At 47.8% G+C, this 15,959-nt stretch carries 21 protein-coding genes and 2 pseudogenes; 13 read left to right on the plus strand and 10 right to left on the minus strand.

Going from position 1 to position 15,959, the window contains the following annotated elements; genetic code table 11:
* Positions 1-498 precede the first annotated feature (498 nt).
* From DW819_RS12475 to DW819_RS12515, 9 genes and pseudogenes are all read left to right on the plus strand, one after another.
* Positions 499-1,008 (plus strand): sigma-70 family RNA polymerase sigma factor, encoded by a 510-nt coding sequence (locus tag DW819_RS12475; protein ID WP_105116765.1) that lies wholly within the window; start codon positions 499-501, stop codon positions 1,006-1,008.
* Between the two features lie 94 nt (positions 1,009-1,102).
* Complete coding sequence (locus DW819_RS12480) at positions 1,103-1,528, plus strand: sigma-70 family RNA polymerase sigma factor (protein ID WP_000323895.1); 426 nt, start codon at positions 1,103-1,105, stop codon at positions 1,526-1,528.
* An 83-nt stretch (positions 1,529-1,611) separates the two neighbouring features.
* Positions 1,612-2,086: pseudogene (locus DW819_RS12485) on the plus strand (sigma-70 family RNA polymerase sigma factor).
* Between the two features lie 154 nt (positions 2,087-2,240).
* Positions 2,241-3,266, plus strand: a complete 1,026-nt coding sequence (locus tag DW819_RS12490) for an AAA family ATPase (protein WP_001170964.1) — start codon at positions 2,241-2,243, stop codon at positions 3,264-3,266.
* A 524-nt stretch (positions 3,267-3,790) separates the two neighbouring features.
* A complete protein-coding gene (gene mobV, locus DW819_RS12495; protein WP_001820668.1) occupies positions 3,791-4,756 on the plus strand; it encodes a MobV family relaxase in 966 nt (321 codons plus the stop codon).
* 8 nt (positions 4,757-4,764) lie between these two features.
* Positions 4,765-5,619 (plus strand): ParB/RepB/Spo0J family partition protein, encoded by an 855-nt coding sequence (locus DW819_RS12500; protein WP_000743700.1) that lies wholly within the window; start codon positions 4,765-4,767, stop codon positions 5,617-5,619.
* Between the two features lie 45 nt (positions 5,620-5,664).
* Positions 5,665-5,895: a PC4/YdbC family ssDNA-binding protein gene (locus DW819_RS12505; protein ID WP_001206986.1), complete on the plus strand. Its 231-nt coding sequence runs from the start codon at positions 5,665-5,667 to the stop codon at positions 5,893-5,895.
* A gap of 71 nt (positions 5,896-5,966) precedes the next feature.
* The gene (locus tag DW819_RS12510; RefSeq protein ID WP_001820669.1) at positions 5,967-6,158 is read left to right on the plus strand and encodes a hypothetical protein; all 192 of its coding nucleotides are present in this window, start codon (positions 5,967-5,969) and stop codon (positions 6,156-6,158) included.
* A 54-nt stretch (positions 6,159-6,212) separates the two neighbouring features.
* Positions 6,213-6,404 (plus strand): annotated as a pseudogene (locus DW819_RS12515) (recombinase family protein); the annotation flags it as partial.
* 63 nt (positions 6,405-6,467) lie between these two features.
* On the opposite strand, the gene DW819_RS12520 reads toward DW819_RS12515, so the two are convergent.
* From DW819_RS12520 to DW819_RS12560, 7 genes are all read right to left on the minus strand, one after another.
* Positions 6,468-8,144 (minus strand): recombinase family protein, encoded by a 1,677-nt coding sequence (locus DW819_RS12520; protein WP_002569190.1) that lies wholly within the window; start codon positions 8,142-8,144, stop codon positions 6,468-6,470.
* A 100-nt stretch (positions 8,145-8,244) separates the two neighbouring features.
* Positions 8,245-8,472, minus strand: coding sequence for a transposon-encoded TnpW family protein (locus tag DW819_RS16080; RefSeq protein ID WP_004613661.1), 228 nt, complete (start codon positions 8,470-8,472; stop codon positions 8,245-8,247).
* A gap of 417 nt (positions 8,473-8,889) precedes the next feature.
* A complete protein-coding gene (locus DW819_RS12540; protein WP_002569189.1) occupies positions 8,890-9,150 on the minus strand; it encodes a helix-turn-helix domain-containing protein in 261 nt (86 codons plus the stop codon).
* On the minus strand, positions 9,131-9,571 hold the full coding sequence (locus DW819_RS12545) for a sigma-70 family RNA polymerase sigma factor (protein ID WP_002569188.1): 441 nt from the start codon (positions 9,569-9,571) through the stop codon (positions 9,131-9,133). The genes DW819_RS12540 and DW819_RS12545 overlap by 20 nt, the downstream gene beginning before the upstream one ends.
* A 101-nt stretch (positions 9,572-9,672) precedes the next feature.
* A complete protein-coding gene (locus DW819_RS12550) occupies positions 9,673-9,858 on the minus strand; it encodes a hypothetical protein (protein WP_009243795.1) in 186 nt (61 codons plus the stop codon).
* Between the two features lie 250 nt (positions 9,859-10,108).
* Complete coding sequence (rlmN, locus tag DW819_RS12555; protein WP_002569187.1) at positions 10,109-11,098, minus strand: 23S rRNA (adenine(2503)-C(2))-methyltransferase RlmN; 990 nt, start codon at positions 11,096-11,098, stop codon at positions 10,109-10,111.
* 23 nt (positions 11,099-11,121) lie between these two features.
* Entirely contained in the window at positions 11,122-11,301 is a 180-nt protein-coding gene (locus tag DW819_RS12560; protein WP_118733573.1) for a cysteine-rich KTR domain-containing protein, read from the minus strand.
* Between the two features lie 384 nt (positions 11,302-11,685).
* Between DW819_RS12560 and DW819_RS12565 the strand changes: the two genes are divergently transcribed.
* From DW819_RS12565 to DW819_RS12580, 4 genes are all read left to right on the plus strand, one after another.
* Positions 11,686-12,039 (plus strand): helix-turn-helix transcriptional regulator, encoded by a 354-nt coding sequence (locus tag DW819_RS12565; RefSeq protein ID WP_002569186.1) that lies wholly within the window; start codon positions 11,686-11,688, stop codon positions 12,037-12,039.
* Positions 12,040-12,307: 268 nt separating this feature from the next.
* Positions 12,308-12,637 carry a plasmid mobilization relaxosome protein MobC gene (gene mobC / locus DW819_RS12570; protein WP_002569185.1) on the plus strand — a complete coding sequence of 110 codons (330 nt, stop codon included), beginning with the start codon at positions 12,308-12,310 and terminating at the stop codon, positions 12,635-12,637.
* On the plus strand, positions 12,598-13,944 hold the full coding sequence (locus DW819_RS12575; RefSeq protein ID WP_118398072.1) for a relaxase/mobilization nuclease domain-containing protein: 1,347 nt from the start codon (positions 12,598-12,600) through the stop codon (positions 13,942-13,944). Before mobC ends, DW819_RS12575 begins: the two co-directional genes overlap by 40 nt.
* 63 nt (positions 13,945-14,007) lie before the next feature.
* The gene (locus DW819_RS12580) at positions 14,008-14,259 is read left to right on the plus strand and encodes a helix-turn-helix domain-containing protein (protein ID WP_002585088.1); all 252 of its coding nucleotides are present in this window, start codon (positions 14,008-14,010) and stop codon (positions 14,257-14,259) included.
* Positions 14,260-14,436: 177 nt separating this feature from the next.
* On the opposite strand, the gene DW819_RS12585 is transcribed toward DW819_RS12580, so the two are convergent.
* The 3 genes from DW819_RS12585 to DW819_RS12595 are packed head-to-tail and all read right to left on the minus strand — an operon-like array spanning position 14,437 to position 15,958.
* Positions 14,437-14,802 (minus strand): cysteine-rich VLP domain-containing protein, encoded by a 366-nt coding sequence (locus tag DW819_RS12585; RefSeq protein ID WP_004081250.1) that lies wholly within the window; start codon positions 14,800-14,802, stop codon positions 14,437-14,439.
* Positions 14,799-15,005: a transposon-transfer assisting family protein gene (locus DW819_RS12590; RefSeq protein ID WP_002569181.1), complete on the minus strand. Its 207-nt coding sequence runs from the start codon at positions 15,003-15,005 to the stop codon at positions 14,799-14,801. Before DW819_RS12590 ends, DW819_RS12585 begins: the two co-directional genes overlap by 4 nt.
* 2 nt (positions 15,006-15,007) lie before the next feature.
* Positions 15,008-15,958, minus strand: a complete 951-nt coding sequence (locus tag DW819_RS12595) for a hypothetical protein (protein WP_097771228.1) — start codon at positions 15,956-15,958, stop codon at positions 15,008-15,010.
* Between the last annotated feature and the right edge of the window lies 1 nt (position 15,959).

The following is a 15,959-nucleotide window of genomic DNA, read 5'->3' on the forward strand; positions in this document are numbered from 1 at the left end:
CGGAGGCGGCTGTCAATTCGACATAATTTTCTTGTGATACTTTACCGTACATGAGCATTTGTTTCGTATTTGAAAGAACAAACTCACCAAATAAAAAAAACGATATTCGGGTGGGTTATTTTGTTATACCCTAAATTACCCTCTGAATTTGTTTTTAAATTTGGAGGGATTTTTTTATGTCCTTTTTTCGGGCAGTTATCTATCTGCTCATACGAAGCAAAATTTATCAATACATAGCATATCAGAGAACGGCAGGAAACCAGTTAAAAAAATTTCTGCCAGTGCAACGGTACTTCTCACCTTGAAAGTAGAAGTACAATCTCCATACAATAGAATTACTATTTCCTATAACCGTAAAGGTCACAGAGCCTTTGCGGTTTTTCTTTTGTCGATTTTTGTTGGAAAGTGCCGTAGGGCTGTTTCTGATATGCGGTGTCGTTCTCCGCCTCTCCATCTGGATTTTTTACATTTCAAAAATTCAGATGGGAGGTATTTATGGTGAAATATGCACCAAGAAAGGTATATATCAGAGAAAGTGGCGGCTATGTGGAATTATCCTACACGGAGTTCTGCCGTTGCAGGGAATCCGACCAGACCTATATGGACAAGCTGTTTATCCCCATTCAAGGCTGTCTGCTTGAAGTCGTGAGGGAGCAATACACAGACTTCTACCGTGACAAGGAACGGTGGCGTTATCTGCAAAAATTAGATACAAAGAATAGACTGCTATCTCTCGACGGATTTACGGACAGCGAGGGGAATCCTCTGGACTTTATCACTGATGAAGCGGTGGACATTGCAGAAACCGTTGTCAATGCGGTCATGGTGGACAGGCTGAAAGCCGCCCTGCCTTTGCTGTCGGATAGTGAACAGGAGCTGATACAGGCAATCTTTTTTGACGGACTTTCCGAGCGTGAAGTCGGGGCGAGGTTGGGCATAACCCAGAGCGTTGTAAACAAACGCAAAGCCAGAATCCTAATAAAACTAAGAAAGATAATAGAAAATTAAAATTTAAGGCGTTCAGCCCCCTTGTTTTTTCCTTTGGGAAGATGAGGGGGCTTTTCTCTGCCCTCTCAATCAATTCTGATTGGAGGAAGTAAGAATGGCATACAACCACGGACGGGAGGACAGGAAATGGCGTATCTGGAAAGAAGCGGAGGAAAAGCTGCTGCGTGAGTGCGGCGTTGATGAAGCGACCATTGAGCAGATACGCATGGCGGACAGGGCAGACTTCAATTCCAACAGGCGGTTTTACCGATGGACGAATGACGTTGCGGAATATCTTGAGGACATGGCAGGCAGGGAGCGGCAGGCGGAAGTGGGTACGGTTGCGGAGTTACTGGAAGAGATTGAGAGCGAAAATCTCTATCAAGTATTAGTCACGGTGGACGGGCGTACCTTGAAAATCGTCCTGCTGAAAATGCAGGGGTATTCCACAAAGGAGATTGCCCCGCTTGTGCATTTGACGACTGGTGCCATCTATGCGAGGTTAGACCATCTGCGGAAGAAGCTGCGGAAAATTTTATAGCTTCTAAAACAGCCTGCCATCCTGCGGGCTACTGGGTGAGGGATGGAAATCCCCTCACTCATTTTTTGCAGGAGGACAACAGGATGGCATACAGGGTTAAGGCATACACGCTTCGGGAGGAATCCACGGAAAGCGGCACAAGGTATTTTATCAGCTTTAAGGACGGGCAGGGCAAATCCCACGAGTTGGAAGTGTCGGAACAGTTCTTTATGGAGTTTCGGCAGATGGAGCGCAGGAACAGGAATCTTTTCTAATGGGACGAGCGGCACAGGGAGTTTAACGAGGTATGGGACGAAACCCTTTACAGACGGGCGTTGCGTGTGCCTAAGAGCCTTGATGAACGCATGGTTGAGGAAGAACGGAATGAAACGCTCTATAAGGCGGTTGGGAGCCTTCCAGAGATACAAAGGCGGCGTTTCCTGCTCTACTACGAGTATGAGTTCAATTTTTACCAAATCGCCGCTATGGAGCATTGCACCGCTTCGGCAATACAGAAATCTGTTGCGATTGCAAAGGAGAAAGTAAAGGCGGAAATTGAAGAAATATCTCCAACCGTGACCGACACCGCCCGAAAAAGAAATCTGTTTTTTATTTGTGTGGGATTGGCGGCATTACATACTCTCACTTTTTTCCGTGGGAGTAAATCTATTTTTAAGGAGGTCAACGCCTATGTGCAACGAAAACAAAGACACCGCCCGAAAGGAGGAAAGCCATGCAGAAGTTACAGACAGTCAACGCCGAAACGCTCCTTTATGAACCGCTTGAGAAACCATCCTTTGTGGTGGACAGCCTTATCCCGACAGGCTTATCGCTGTTCTGCGGCTCACAGAAGATAGGCAAAAGCTGGCTCATGCTGAAGCTATGCTTATGCGTGTCGCAGGGAATCCCTTTATGGGATATGCCGACAATGGAGGGCGATGTGCTTTACCTCTGCCTTGAGGACACGTTCTGCCGCATACAGGACAGGTTATTTCGTTTGACGGACGAAGCAAGCGGGCGGCTCCACTTTGCCGTGGCAAGCTGCAAGCTGTCAGACGGTCTTATCGTGCAGCTTGAAGATTATCTGAAAGATTACCCAGACAGCAGGCTCATTGTCATTGATACCTTGCAGAAAGTCCGTACAGCTTCAAAAGACAATGCCTATGCAAGCGACTATGGGGACATCTCCCTCATCAAAGACTTTGCCGACAGGCACTCTCTGGCGGTCATTGTCGTACACCACATCCGAAAGCAGAATGACAGCGACGTGTTCAACAAGGTGTCTGGGACGACAGGATTAACGGGGAGTGCGGACGCTACCTTTGTTCTGGAAAAGGAGAAACGTGCGTCTGACACCGCCAAGCTGTATGTGACGGGCAGGGACACGCCTTATCAGGAATACACGCTGCGTTTCCGTGATTGCCGTTGGGAGCTTGTGGAGCGGAAAACGCAGGAGCAGCTTGCGAAAGAAACGATACCAGATGTCCTTTTTCGGTTGGTGGATTTTATGAGGGATAAGGAAGAATGGATAGGCACGGCAACGGAACTGTTAGCCGCTATGGGGGAAACGGAAACCATACCCACGGTGATTACGAAATGGCTGAATGAATACCGCACCACATTTTTAAGCGAGAACCGTATCTGCTACCAGTACAGCCGCAGGAAAGACGGCAGGCGGATTGCCCTTGCAAGGAGGGCGGGTGACAGCGGTGATGGTGGTGACAGCGATATTAGGATACCCCCCTGTTACTGTCATTGACGCTTAAAGCCATGTAAAGCTGGCGGCTCTGCCCTGCGGGTGACAGCAGTGACGGTGGTGACAGTGATTTTAGGATACCCTGCCGCTGTCATCCCTACGGGAGAACACCCCGTAAACGCAAAATGCAGGCGTGAGATTTACTCGCCCTTTTCGGTCGTGTAAAACCACCCCTGCGGTCAGAAAAATCATTCCGATTTTTCCGACTGCGTTTACAGGGTGTAACACACTACACTTTGCCCTGCAAAGTCGTGTGCCAGACGTTCCCTCTGGACTCCCTTAAGGCAGGGCTGTGCCCTGCTATCCTACGCCTTACGGCTTCGGATAAAAGAATGGCGGCATGACGGTGACGGCTCTTGCGAGGGGGGTATCCCAAAAACACCGTCATCATCGACATGACCGTCATGCAGGGGGTGAGGGTGACAGTTGCGGCAGTCGGCAGGGGGTATCCCAAAACTGCTGTCACCACCGTCACCGCTGTCACCCCAAAGGACGGTCACCCGCCGAAAGAAAGGAGGAATCCGCCTATGCCTTATGCAATCCTGCGTTTCCAGAAACGAAAAGCGGGCGGCGTTGCGGCTTGTGAACGCCACAACGAGCGGAAGAAAGAAGCCTACAAAAGCAACCCAGATATAGATATGGAACGCTCTAAAAACAATTACCATCTCATAGCACCACCAAAGTACACCTACAAGAAAGAGATTAACCGCATGGTAGCCGAAGCGGGGTGCAGGACAAGGAAAGACAGCGTGATGATGGTGGAAACGCTCATCACAGCTTCACCAGAATTTATGAACCAGTTACCGCCCGAAGAACAAAAAGCGTATTTCCAGACGGCTCTTGACTTCATTTCGGAGCGTGTTGGAAAGCAGAATATCCTCTCCGCTGTCGTCCATATGGACGAGAGAACGCCCCATATGCACCTCTGCTTTGTGCCGATTACGCCAGACAATAAGCTGTCAGCGAAAGCTATCTTAGGCAACCAGAAATCATTATCCGAGTGGCAGACCGCCTACCATGAGCGGATGTCCTCACGGTGGAATCAGCTTGAACGGGGGCAGTCCTCAATGGAAACCAAGCGGAAACACGTCCCCACATGGCTCTATAAATTAGGCGGCAGGCTTGATAAACAGTATGAAGAAATCGTGTCTGCCCTATCCGACATCAACGCCTTTAACGCAGGGAAGAAAAGGGATAAAGCGTTAGATTTACTCTCTGCATGGCTGCCAGACGTGGAGAAATTCTCTAAGGAAATCGGGAAACAGCAGGCGTATATCGACAGTTTGAAAGAGAGAATTGGGCAGGAATCAGACTATGCGGGGCGTATGCGTGATGAAAAGTACGAGCAGGAACTAAAGGTGCAGAAAGCGAATCAGAAGATATTTGAATTGCAGAGAACCAACGAGCAGATGGGGCGGCTGCTGTCAAAAATACCGCCCGAAGTGTTGGAAGAATTGCAGAAAAATCATAGAAGCAGAGCGAAAGAAAGGTAGATATGTGAATGAAGAAACAGGATTTTAAGGTGTTAAAGACCAAAGACTTGTACCCGTTCCCCGACAATCCGTTTCATGTGGCAGAAGATGAAACACTGTCAGAGTTAGCGGAAAGCATCAAGGAATTTGGCATTGTCACGCCGATAATCACACGCCCGAAAGAGGACGGGGACGGTTATGAAGTGATTGCAGGACAGCGGCGTGTCCGTGCTTCTGAACTTGCAGGGATAAATACCGTGCCTGCGTTTGTCCTGCCCTTAGACCGTGACCGAGCCATCATCACCCTTGTAGACAGCAATTTGCAGCGTGAGAATATCCTGCCATCGGAGCGGGCGTTTGCTTACAAGATGAAATCCGAAGCCATGAAGCGGCAGGGTTTCCGCACAGACTTAACCTCGTCACAAGTTGTGACGAAGTTGCGGACGGACGACAAGGTGGCACAGGGCTTCGGCGTGGGCAGGATGACCGTGCAGCGTTTTATCCGCCTGACGGAACTGATACCGCCGATTTTGCAGATGGTGGACGAGGGGAAAATCGCCCTCACGCCTGCGGTGGAACTGTCCTTCTTGAAGAAAGACGAGCAGGAAAACCTCTTTGCCACGATGGAGAGCGAAGAAGCAACGCCCTCACTCTCACAGGCACAGCGGATGAAACAGTTAAGCCAGAGCGGGCGGCTTGACATGGATACGATATTTGCGATTATGACGGAGGAAAAGGGCAACCAGAAAGAAACCTTGAAAATCAACACAAGCAAGCTGAAAAAATACTTTCCGAAGAACACAACGCCGAAGCAGATGGAGGAAACCATCATCAAACTTTTGGAGCGTGAGTTGCAGAGGAAACGCAACCGTGACAGCCGCTAATCTTCTTTTTTCGGGAAGTAAATACAGAGAGTTGAGGTATGGAGAATGAGAGAAATCCAGTATGAAATCGTAAAGGAAATCGCAGTATTGTCTACGGGCGACAGTGGCTACACAAAGGAAATCAATCTCATTTCATGGAATGGGAAAGAGCCGAAGTATGACATCCGCAGCTTTTCCCCGAACCGTGAAAAGTGCGGCAAGGGAATCACGCTGAACGCTGATGAAGCGGCGGCACTCCTTAAAGCATTACAGAAAGAATTAAACAGCGAGGATTAATGGTATCTGATTGGCAGGGCGGGGACATTTCCAAACTCTTCCCTGCCCTGTCTGGAAAGGAAGATTTAAGTATGGGCGAGGATAAGAAAGCAGATAAAAAGAGAAAGCGTATCGTGCCAAAAGCACCAGTGCAGATGATAATCAGCCGTGAATATGTCGGCACACAGACCGTTACAGAAGCGTTTGTCCCGATTATCTCCGAGGATATTCGGAAGAAGATTGCCGAGGGCGACACCTTCGACAATGAGGGGCTGTCCGCTTAGAATGTACGCAATGGGACATGAAAACAGATAGGACAGATACGGAGGTTTTACAGTATGGCAGGAATCAAAGAAGAAAAGAAAATCTATTTAGTCGGCATTTATTGCCGCTTATCTAAAGACGATGGTACGGATAACGAGAGTGCGAGCATTGCGACACAGAAATCCATCCTCACGGATTATGTGAAAAAGCAGGGATGGCACATAGCAAAAACGTATGTGGACGATGGTTATTCTGGTACAAATTTTGTTGAGGTAAGATAACGATACCTTTTTTGCAGAGGGTGTTATCTTACCTCTTTTTGATGTATGTTAGATAGCATAACTCTTTACGTCGGCTCCTATCTGTCTGAAATAGGAGATACTTTCGGTAGGCTTGTCACCTGTATCAACTCTGCCGACAAAGCTATAAAAGATTTCGATTTTGCGGGTGTTCGTTTCCTTATCCAGTTCGTGAATAAGAATACGGTCAATAAATTCATGGACGTTTTCGTAGGTCAGTTCTTCAATCGCTGTGTATCTGCGTACCAGTGCGACAAACCTTTTTACGTCCGCGCTGCGCTCGGTGGCGTTGTCGATTTCCTGTGACAGCTCCGCAATCCTCCGGGTCAGCGTCTTTTTTTCTTCATCATAGCCGGAAGTCAGAAAAGCAAATTGTTCATCTGAAAGTTTCCCTAAAGCGTTGTCCTCGTAGAGCTTGCGGAATAAGATGTTCAGCTCGTTAATACGGTTCTGCGCCTTGTCAAGCTCTTTCCGCTGCTGTGTCAGCGTCTTTTGTACTGCCTTTGCGCTGCACTCGTTGGCTGTTTCGATAAACTCCTGTTCATGCTCTTTCACATAAGACGTTACTCGCTGCAAGTCTGCAAGGACAAGTTCTTTCAATACGCTTTTGCGGATATAATGCGTAGTGCAGAGCATATCATTTCTTGCCCGGTTGCGGTAGTTGCCGCAAGTGTAGGCGTGTTTCCGTTCAAGCGTCCCGGCTCCGCGTACTGCATACATTTTGTAGCCGCAGTCCCCGCAAAAGAGCAGCCCGGAAAACAGGTCAATTTCATCAACCTTTGTCGGGCGTTGCCGGGTGGCAATCCGCTTCTGTGCAAGTTCAAAGGTTTCTTCATCAATCAAAGGTTCGTGAGTGTTGGGGAAGAAATACCTTTTTTCCTCCGGGTTCTTTTTCGTCTTTTTCGACTTATAAGATACCTTGTAGGTTTTCCCGGTTATGGTATGCCCTAAATATTCTTTCCTTGTCAGAATGTCGTACAGCGTCTTATCCGGCCAGTTGTACCATGCGTTGAGCTGTGGGCGGGGGTGGCGTTTGCTCCCTGTCCTGCGGTAGCGCAGTTCCCCGACGGTCAGTATTTCATTGTCCCGCAGCCAGTTCTGGATTTCACACATACGGTCGCCCCGTACATACATTGCAAAAATCTGTTTTACGACGTGCGCCGTTTCCGGGTCGGGTATCAGATGATTGCGGTTATCCGGGTCGATAAGGTAGCCGTAAGGAGCTTCGCCGTTGACGCGCTCGCCTTTCTGCGCCTTTGCCTGTTTGACAGCCCGGATTTTCTTTGAGGTGTCGCGGGCGTAAAACTCGTTGAACCAGTTCCGCAGAGGGGTAAACTCGTTATCTTCCCTTGCTGTGTCTACACCGTCGTTAATGGCAATGTAGCGCACTTCATATTCGGGAAAGACAATCTCTATCAGCTCCCCGGTTTTCAGATAATTACGTCCCAGACGGGAAAGGTCTTTTGTTATGACGGTCGCCACGTTCCCGGCTTCAACCTCATGCAGCATGGCTTGAAGCCCCTCACGCTCAAAGCTCACGCCGGAAAATCCGTCGTCTACGAAAAAGCGCGTGTTGAAAAAGTGGTGTTCGTCAGCATACTTTTGTAAAATCAGTTTTTGGTTCTGTATGCTCTCGCTTTCCCCGGCTTGCATATCTTCCTGGCTCAATCTGCAATATAAAGCGGTAATCTTGTCTGTCTGTAACATTTTGTCCTCCTTTCCGACGACAGACAAGCATGGTATTTGTACTGTCTATATTATACCACATACCGCTGCCTGTGTCATGTATAAAATGTGAAGAAACGCCCTATTTCCGGGCGTTTGCGGGGTTCAGTTCCATGTCTTTGCGAATGAGTTTTTTTATCTTTTTATCCAGTGTGTCCGTTGCGCGTTCACTTGCGGACGAACATACAAGGTAAGTAACTTTTCCTATTTTATGCTCCGTTGTGGTAACGGGCGTTTGGTTTTGCGTCAAAGAAAATCCCCCTTTCTTTCGCAAACATATAATATAGTCTATGAATAGCAGCAAGTCCACTATTCAATAAAACAAAGGCTTTAATCGGACGGTTATTAGCATAACCTCATGGGAATTTCACCCCGGCATGGTTCTCATGCCGCCCTACCCATTGCCTGCGACGCTCTTAACGCTCGGACTGTGGCTGTAAGGAAGTATCATTGTATATTCTGCGTGTCGTCGCCCGCAAGCCGCTACACTTGCTTTCCGGCGCGGTGTTGGTCGCTCGGCTGTCCGGGCGGGGATAACCTCACCCGGATAGCGTCATGGCGCACCCGCCGTATGGCTCGGCGCAAAAGGAACGTATCCGATTTGCCCTATGCTGCGCCGCCGTTATCTTGCGCCGCTTTCTTTGTCAAGGTTCAGAATGGCTTTGCTGCCGCGTCAGCAGCGGAACGGAAAAGGGGGAGAGAGAAAGCGTCCCGCCGCCGCTGCGGTTTATTCCTCTGCCTTAAAGGTGAGGACAGCCATCATCAGTTTTGCTTGCAGCCGTTCCCGAATGTCGTGGTCTACGCCAAAATAGACGTTCCCGCGCTCGTCGTACAGCTTCCGCATGGAGAGGCGGGCTATGTAGCCGCTGAAATGCTGCAAGACAATCTTCATGGCGTCCGGGTCGCCCTTTGTCGCTGCCACAATGACAGGATAAGGAACAAGGGCATTTTCCGGGTAGCCGGGTTCGTTACCATTCGTCCCATTCATCAGCATTTTCCTCCAGATATTTTCTTAATTTCTCAAAAGAGCTTGTCCGCCTGTACTGTATCGTGCTTCTCGACGTGTTGAACAGCTCCGCAATCTCGGTATCGTTCATTCCCTCGAAGTAATACAGCAATATGGCTTTGCGCTTTTCTTCCGGCAAAGTACGGATTGCTTCAAGAAGCAGCTTTGGCGTGATTTTCTTCCCGGCTTTCTCAAAGACGGTTTCGGCGGCTTCACGTTTGAAATATTCATCAAACGTATGAAGCTGCCGCGCTTCGTCTAAGGTCATGTCGGAAAAGGTCACTTCCTTTGCCTTGTGTCTGCGAAGTTCTCTATGGGTGTCGCAAGCTTCATTGTGCAATACCGTATTACAAAACTTCTGAAAAGCACACTGTTTGTAAAACTCCCTGCTATTAGGTTCCACATTCTCACCTCCTTTCTCGTTGGAAAGTTGGTGGTGCTTCCCCCCTTTTCGCGGGGCAATACGGCGTTTTTCAAAAACGCCGAAGATTTTTTGAAATTTCTTCAAAAATTTTTTGAACGTACAAAATGCGCCCGTCCGAAAAGCCCGGACGGGCGCATAGGCATTGTAAGCAGTATCCAGATGATTAGACAGTTCATATATATAAGCGTAGTTTCCCCCGGTGGTGGGCGGGCTTTTTTTGATAAGTCAATAACTGTCGGATTTTGTCGATATGCTTTTTGCTTCATGGCGGCTACCTCCTTTAGCCGCCGATTTCAACAGTGATACCGCGTCATTTCATTAGAAGATAAAAAGAAACGGCGGCTTTGATTTTTCAAAGCTGCTGCGGAAATCAAAGAACGACAAGCAACAGTTCTGATTTTGCTCCAATATGGTTATTAGGGGCACAAATTAAAATCAAAAAAGAGCCGATAACAGCAGTATTTCAAACTGCATATTATCGGCTCTGCGTCTGTGCGTCTGGCTCTTTTAATTAAATTATTTCTGTTGTTTTTTGGCTTTATTATATGTATTAGCTAACTGTCCACAAGCTGCTTTAATCTCTCTACCATGAGAAACTCTCATGGTAACTTCAAGTCCTGTTTGCTCTAATTGATGTTTGAACGCAACCATTTCTTGTTTTTGTGGTGCTCTAATTTTTGAATTACTCGTCGGGTTGTATTGCAGCACGTTAATCATAACATTTTTGCCCTTAAACCATTTTGCAAGTTGCCTTATATCTGAGGAACGGTCATTTATACCTGGTAAAAGCAAATACGCAAATACCACTTTTCGATTATGCCTTTGAGAATAGGACAATGCTTGCTTAACAACATCTTCAATAGCGTACATGTGCATATGAGGAATGATACAGTTTCTCGCAGCCTGTGTTGCTGCATGTAAAGATATTGTCAACTGAATTTTTAGATGTTCTTCGCGCAATTTTTTTAATTGATTAACTGGACCAACTGTTGATACGGTAATGCCGTCGGTTGGAAAGTTAAGTCCATTTCTATCTCGAAGAATATGGATTGCTGCAATCAAGTTGTCGTAATTGAATAAAGGTTCTCCCATTCCCATAAAAACGATACGATTTACTTTTTGACGTATCAATACAACCTGCTGCACAATTTCAGACGGTGTTAGATTACGAACAAAACCATTGCGTCCGGACTCACAAAAAATACAGCCAACAGAACAACCAACTTGCGTACTTACGCAAACAGTCCCACCATCTCGCCGTTTAATAAAAACCGTTTCAATATACCTGTTATCTTTCAATTCATAAACATACTTTTCAGTATCGCTACTTTTATAGACTTTTTTTGTTGATATTGATAGATTTTCTTTGTGAAATGGCTGTTTATACAATTCCGTATATAAGGCTCTTGCTTTATCCTCTCCAATTACTTCCGACATTTCTTTGTAAGTAAATCCGTATGGGTCATTCAATATTTCCGTAGGTGTACTTTTAGGTAAGTGTTTCATTTAAATATCCTTCCTTTTCAAAATTAAAAAGTTTGTTTTTCAGAGTTTTTGATTATGATTTCTAGTTTTTCAACATCAACGATATGCGTTAATTTACATTTAGGGTAGAAAAGAGGAAAATTTCTTAATACCGTATTATAAAATACTTGAACCCTCGTCTTTCCGTTACAAATTGGACATTTTATCCAATATTTTTCAAGCATAATATTTCTCCTTTTGCGCAAAAAAATGCAGGTCAATTCTCAACATGAGCATTGACCTGCATTTATACATATAATACTACAACAAAATTAAGGCATAGTTTTTATACTATGTCTATACGTCGTTAGTTTTGTTGTATAGCATACGCAAAATAAGCATGACAAAAAAGCCCATATTGAAAATGGGAAAAATCTTTTTTGATTTCAATGCTTATCGAATACGCATGCTATGTAACATAAACATTCCCCCCCTTTTATATAATATTATATACAAAAGCAGCTTGTTGTCAACATATATATATATGAATTATTTTGGCTAACTGATAGAACTACGTAGACATATCCAAGAAGAAAGGGGAACAGTAAAATGTAATAGGGTGAATAACTATGGCAAAAAGACCAGTACCACGATACGACTTTAAGGCTTTTGGGGCAGCGATAAAGGCAGCGCGTGAGGGATGCAAGGAGAGCCGCAAGAAAGTAGGCGACGAAATGTTTATCTCGCCGCGCTACCTTGCGAACATTGAGAACAAGGGGCAGCACCCAAGTTTACAGATATTCTTTGAGCTGATACAGCGTTACCATATATCCGTAGACCAATTCCTTTTAGAAACGCCGCCGGAGAAGAACACGCAGCGGCGGCAGCTTGACGCGCTTCTTGACGGTATGAGCGATACAGGCATACGGATTGTAACCGCAACGGCAAAGGAGATTTCCGAAGTCGAAAAAGAGGGCGAATAGGAATGTCCGACTTAAAACTGAACAGGATTTAGAAAGCGTTGTAATCTTTTTTGAGGTTGCAGCGTTTTTCTTTTGCGTAAGTTTGGCAAAATCGCTTTTTCTCCGTAGTAGGTGATAAGAGCCTAAAGGATAAAAACATTCGTAGCAAGCATAGGAAGCGGGTACCCACTTCCGTATTTTCGCCCTCCCGCGCTGCGGCGCGTCGGTCGAAAATGGCTTGTTGGGAAGTGTCCCAAACCCTCGGAACGGAAAGGAAAGGAGCGAATACATGGACGGACGCAAAAGGACGGTGCAAATCAAATTCAGAGTGACGGAAGCGGAACGGGATTTAATACTGGAAAAAATGAAGCTCGTACCCACCCGGAACATGGCGGCATATCTGCGGAAGATTGCCATTGACGGGTATATCATTCAGATAGACCATGCCGATATAAAGGCAATGACCGCAGAGATACAGAAAATCGGTGTCAACGTCAACCAGATAGCACGCCGCGTAAACGCGACGGGGAACGCATACCAAGAGGACATAGAGGAAATAAAGGGGGTGCTTGCGGAGATATGGCGGTTACAAAGATTAAGCCTATTAAAAGCACTCTAAGCAAAGCCCTTGACTATATCGAAAACCCGGACAAGACGGACGGAAAAATGCTTGTGTCCTCTTTCGGCTGCTCCTATGAAACGGCAGATATTGAATTTGAATATACCTTGTCCCAAGCACTCCAAAAGGGGAACAATTTAGCCTTTCATCTGATACAGTCCTTTGAGCCGGGGGAAGTCGATTATCAGAAAGCCCATGAAATCGGAAAGCAGCTTGCCGACGCGGTAACAAAGGGGCAGCATGAATATGTACTCACGACGCACATTGACAAAGGACACGTCCACAATCACATTATTTTCTGCGCCGTAAATTTCGTAGACCACCACAAATACAATTCCAACAAAAGGAGCTATTACGGCATACGGAACATGAGCGACAAGCTGTGCCGGGAGAATGGCTTGTCCGTCGTCGTTCCCGGCAAGGGCAGCAAGGGAAAGAGCTATGCGGAATATCAAGCTGAAAAGACGGGTACAAGTTGGAAAGGCAAGCTGAAAACCAACCTTGACGCGCTTATCCCCCAAGTTTCCAGTTTTGAGGAATTGCTAACGCGGTTACAGGCGGCGGGCTATGAGATAAAGCCGGGGAAATATGTATCATGCCGCGCCCCCGGACAGGAACGCTTCACCCGCCTTAAAACCCTCGGCGCAGACTATACAGAGGAAGCCATAAGGGAACGGATAGCGGGCAGACGGACAAAGGCGGCGAAAGCTCCCAGAGAGCAGCGCGGCGTGTCGCTGCTTATCGACATTGAGAACAGTATCAAGGCGGCGCAGAGTAAGGGCTATGAACAGTGGGCGAAAATCCACAATCTGAAACAGGCAGCTAAAACAATGAATTTCTTGACGGAACATAAGATTGAGCAGTACGCGGATTTAGTCAGCCGGATTGAGGAAATGGCAGCGGAAAGCGGACAGGCGGCAGACGCATTGAAGAACGCCGAAAAGCGGCTTGCGGAAATGGCGGTGCTTATCAAGAATGTTTCCACCTATCAAAAGACAAAGCCTGTCTATGACGCATACCGCAAGGCAAGGAACAGGGAGAAGTACCGCGTCGGACAGGAACAGGCGATTATCCTACATGAAGCCGCCGCAAGGTCGCTGAAAGCGGCGGGCATTGCGAAGCTCCCGAACCTCGCCGCGCTGCAATCGGAATATGAAGCCCTCCAAGCGCAGAAAGAAGCCCTTTACGCCGACTATGGGAAGCTGAAAAAGAAAGTCCGGGAATACGATATTATCAAGCAGAACATTGACAGCATTTTACAGGCAGACAGGCAGCCGGAACGGGAAAAGGGAACAGAGCGCGGATAAGGATAGCAAAATCCCCGCCGCTGTGCTATGATAGGGCTATCAAAATGCAGAGGAGCGTTGAGCATGGAAAACCAGAAAATGCCGGAATATGAAACCATACGCGCCGCCGTTGCCGGGGAAAAATGGGCGGTGGAGAAAGTCGTGGAGTGCTACAAGGACGAAATAGACAGGCTATCGACGGTAGCGGTCAGACAGCCGGACGGAAGCACGAAACAGGAAATCAACGAAGATATGCGCCAGTCTATCACAAAGAAATTGATAGAAGCCCTCCCGCAGTTCCCGCTTGAAGAAATGGAAAAGGGAAATGTCAGATAGGCAAAAAAAGAACAGGACGCGGAAGCCAGTATATGACTTCCGCGCCCTGTCTTTTTGTGGGTGCTGTTTTCGTGAATGTTACGCAGTAGAACGCCATTTTCGGGGGTAAAGGTATAAAGTATCGCCTTTCTGATTTTCACGCCCGGAAAGCCCTGTAAATCAAGGGATTTTCCGCGCCTACTGCGTAACAGGGGCGCGTCTTTTCCTCATGCGCTCGGCGGCTTGTCTGCGGGTGATACGCTTCCGGCAGACGGGGCAGTATTTGACACTGTTAGAGCTTGACGCAAAGAACGCGCCGCACTCGGTACATTTCTTCTTATCCCCTGTCTGGTAAAGCTCCGCATAGAGCAGCCTGTCGGCGGGAAGCACCGCAACCCGGAACCACTTGCAGAGAAGCGAATAGGAAATGAGCTGCGGACATACGCACTCGTCCCCGTCGTCCAGTAAGATACAGTTCCCGTTATCATAATTGCAGCACGTCCGGCGCACAAGGGCGTTGACTTTCCGGCTCTGGGGCGGCGTCAGCCGCTTAACCCCGTTCATACTTCATCAGCGGCGTAAATGGGAAGCTCTGCAAATTCAGCTTCGGTCAAAGCGTCCACTTTGGAAAGGGTGCGCTTTGCAAGCTCCCGCATATCCGCGTCCATGTAGGGCAGCGCGGCGTTGACATTCTCAATCAAAGCCCGCTTTCCGCCCTCGTTGTAAATGCTCAAAAGGTTTGTTTCTTCAACAGTCAGTCTAATCATGCTCATACCTCCATATCGTGATTTTTTGTTTTCGCCGCCTTTTTCGGGGCGGTCTTTGCCTTGTCTGCTTTAAGCTGCGCCCGGATAGAGGGGCGGGGCTTCCTTATCTCCCTGTCCCGGTTCTCCCCCTTGTCAATCAGCGCATACGTCCCATGTCTGCCCTCGATTTTGGAAAAGGAAAGTGTCTTGTAGGGCAGCATGGAGAAAAGGCGGTCAGTGTCCTTTGTGGCTGCAAGCCGCATGAACGCCGGGGAAAGCTCTACCATGAAATGGGTCTTGTTCGGGCTGTTCGGTTCGTAATGCCGCTTCATTTCCCGCACAATGCGCCGCGCTTCCGTTTCAATCAGCCCGTCCCGCAAGGCTGCGATATGCGCCTTGAAGTCCCCCGGCGAAAGCTGCTCCCGGCTGCGCCGTTCTTCCTGTAAAAGAGCTTGCAGCGCGTCCGGGTCGTTGGGTACGGCTTCAAAGCGTTCAAACTTCCCAAGCTGCGGGTCTGGGGTTCCGTCAAAATATCTCCCGGCTTCCTGTACCCTTTCCCCATGCTCATAAATCAGCTTGACCGTATCGGCGGGCAGCTCCTTTTCCTTGACGCGCTCATAATGTTTAGCGTAGTCCAGTTCGTACAGATTGCCCTTGATTTTCCCGCGTTCCTTTCCTGTCAGCTCGATTGCATAGGCAAGAACGCGGTCGCTTGTCTGCTCCATGTAGAAACGCCATGTGTTGTGGGGTGCGGTATCTTTGAGGAAAACGTCGCGCTCCCGGAAACAGTGCGTCCCGGACGGGCGGCAGAACCATAAAAGGGTCTTGTCCTCCCTGTTGGGGCTTGCCGCCGCCTTTGCGATAATCTCTTTGTCAATGTCTAAGTCGCTCTGGTAAAAGCCTGTGTTCTGCTTCATAATCGCTTCAAGGGAAGCGGTCACGTCCACGTTTTCAAATTTGCTCTGTTCCGGCATG

The organism is Clostridium sp. AM33-3 (assembly GCF_003480315.1).
Lineage (GTDB): Bacteria > Bacillota > Clostridia > Lachnospirales > Lachnospiraceae > Brotaphodocola.

What these genes read in the sequence shown, in the direction of transcription:
- DW819_RS12480 (WP_000323895.1), top strand. Translation starts at nt 1,103, where the DNA reads ATGGCATACAACCACGGACGGGAGGACAGGAAATGGCGTATCTGGAAA.
- DW819_RS12490 (WP_001170964.1), top strand. Translation starts at nt 2,241, where the DNA reads ATGCAGAAGTTACAGACAGTCAACGCCGAAACGCTCCTTTATGAACCG.
- mobV (WP_001820668.1), top strand. Translation starts at nt 3,791, where the DNA reads ATGCCTTATGCAATCCTGCGTTTCCAGAAACGAAAAGCGGGCGGCGTT.
- DW819_RS12500 (WP_000743700.1), top strand. Translation starts at nt 4,765, where the DNA reads ATGAAGAAACAGGATTTTAAGGTGTTAAAGACCAAAGACTTGTACCCG.
- DW819_RS12505 (WP_001206986.1), top strand. Translation starts at nt 5,665, where the DNA reads ATGAGAGAAATCCAGTATGAAATCGTAAAGGAAATCGCAGTATTGTCT.
- DW819_RS12510 (WP_001820669.1), top strand. Translation starts at nt 5,967, where the DNA reads ATGGGCGAGGATAAGAAAGCAGATAAAAAGAGAAAGCGTATCGTGCCA.
- DW819_RS12520 (WP_002569190.1), bottom strand. Translation starts at nt 8,144, where the DNA reads ATGTTACAGACAGACAAGATTACCGCTTTATATTGCAGATTGAGCCAG.
- DW819_RS12540 (WP_002569189.1), bottom strand. Translation starts at nt 9,150, where the DNA reads ATGAATGGGACGAATGGTAACGAACCCGGCTACCCGGAAAATGCCCTT.
- DW819_RS12550 (WP_009243795.1), bottom strand. Translation starts at nt 9,858, where the DNA reads ATGAAGCAAAAAGCATATCGACAAAATCCGACAGTTATTGACTTATCA.
- rlmN (WP_002569187.1), bottom strand. Translation starts at nt 11,098, where the DNA reads ATGAAACACTTACCTAAAAGTACACCTACGGAAATATTGAATGACCCA.
- DW819_RS12560 (WP_118733573.1), bottom strand. Translation starts at nt 11,301, where the DNA reads ATGCTTGAAAAATATTGGATAAAATGTCCAATTTGTAACGGAAAGACG.
- DW819_RS12565 (WP_002569186.1), top strand. Translation starts at nt 11,686, where the DNA reads ATGGCAAAAAGACCAGTACCACGATACGACTTTAAGGCTTTTGGGGCA.
- mobC (WP_002569185.1), top strand. Translation starts at nt 12,308, where the DNA reads ATGGACGGACGCAAAAGGACGGTGCAAATCAAATTCAGAGTGACGGAA.
- DW819_RS12575 (WP_118398072.1), top strand. Translation starts at nt 12,598, where the DNA reads ATGGCGGTTACAAAGATTAAGCCTATTAAAAGCACTCTAAGCAAAGCC.
- DW819_RS12580 (WP_002585088.1), top strand. Translation starts at nt 14,008, where the DNA reads ATGGAAAACCAGAAAATGCCGGAATATGAAACCATACGCGCCGCCGTT.
- DW819_RS12585 (WP_004081250.1), bottom strand. Translation starts at nt 14,802, where the DNA reads ATGAACGGGGTTAAGCGGCTGACGCCGCCCCAGAGCCGGAAAGTCAAC.
- DW819_RS12590 (WP_002569181.1), bottom strand. Translation starts at nt 15,005, where the DNA reads ATGATTAGACTGACTGTTGAAGAAACAAACCTTTTGAGCATTTACAAC.
- DW819_RS12595 (WP_097771228.1), bottom strand. Translation starts at nt 15,958, where the DNA reads ATGCCGGAACAGAGCAAATTTGAAAACGTGGACGTGACCGCTTCCCTT.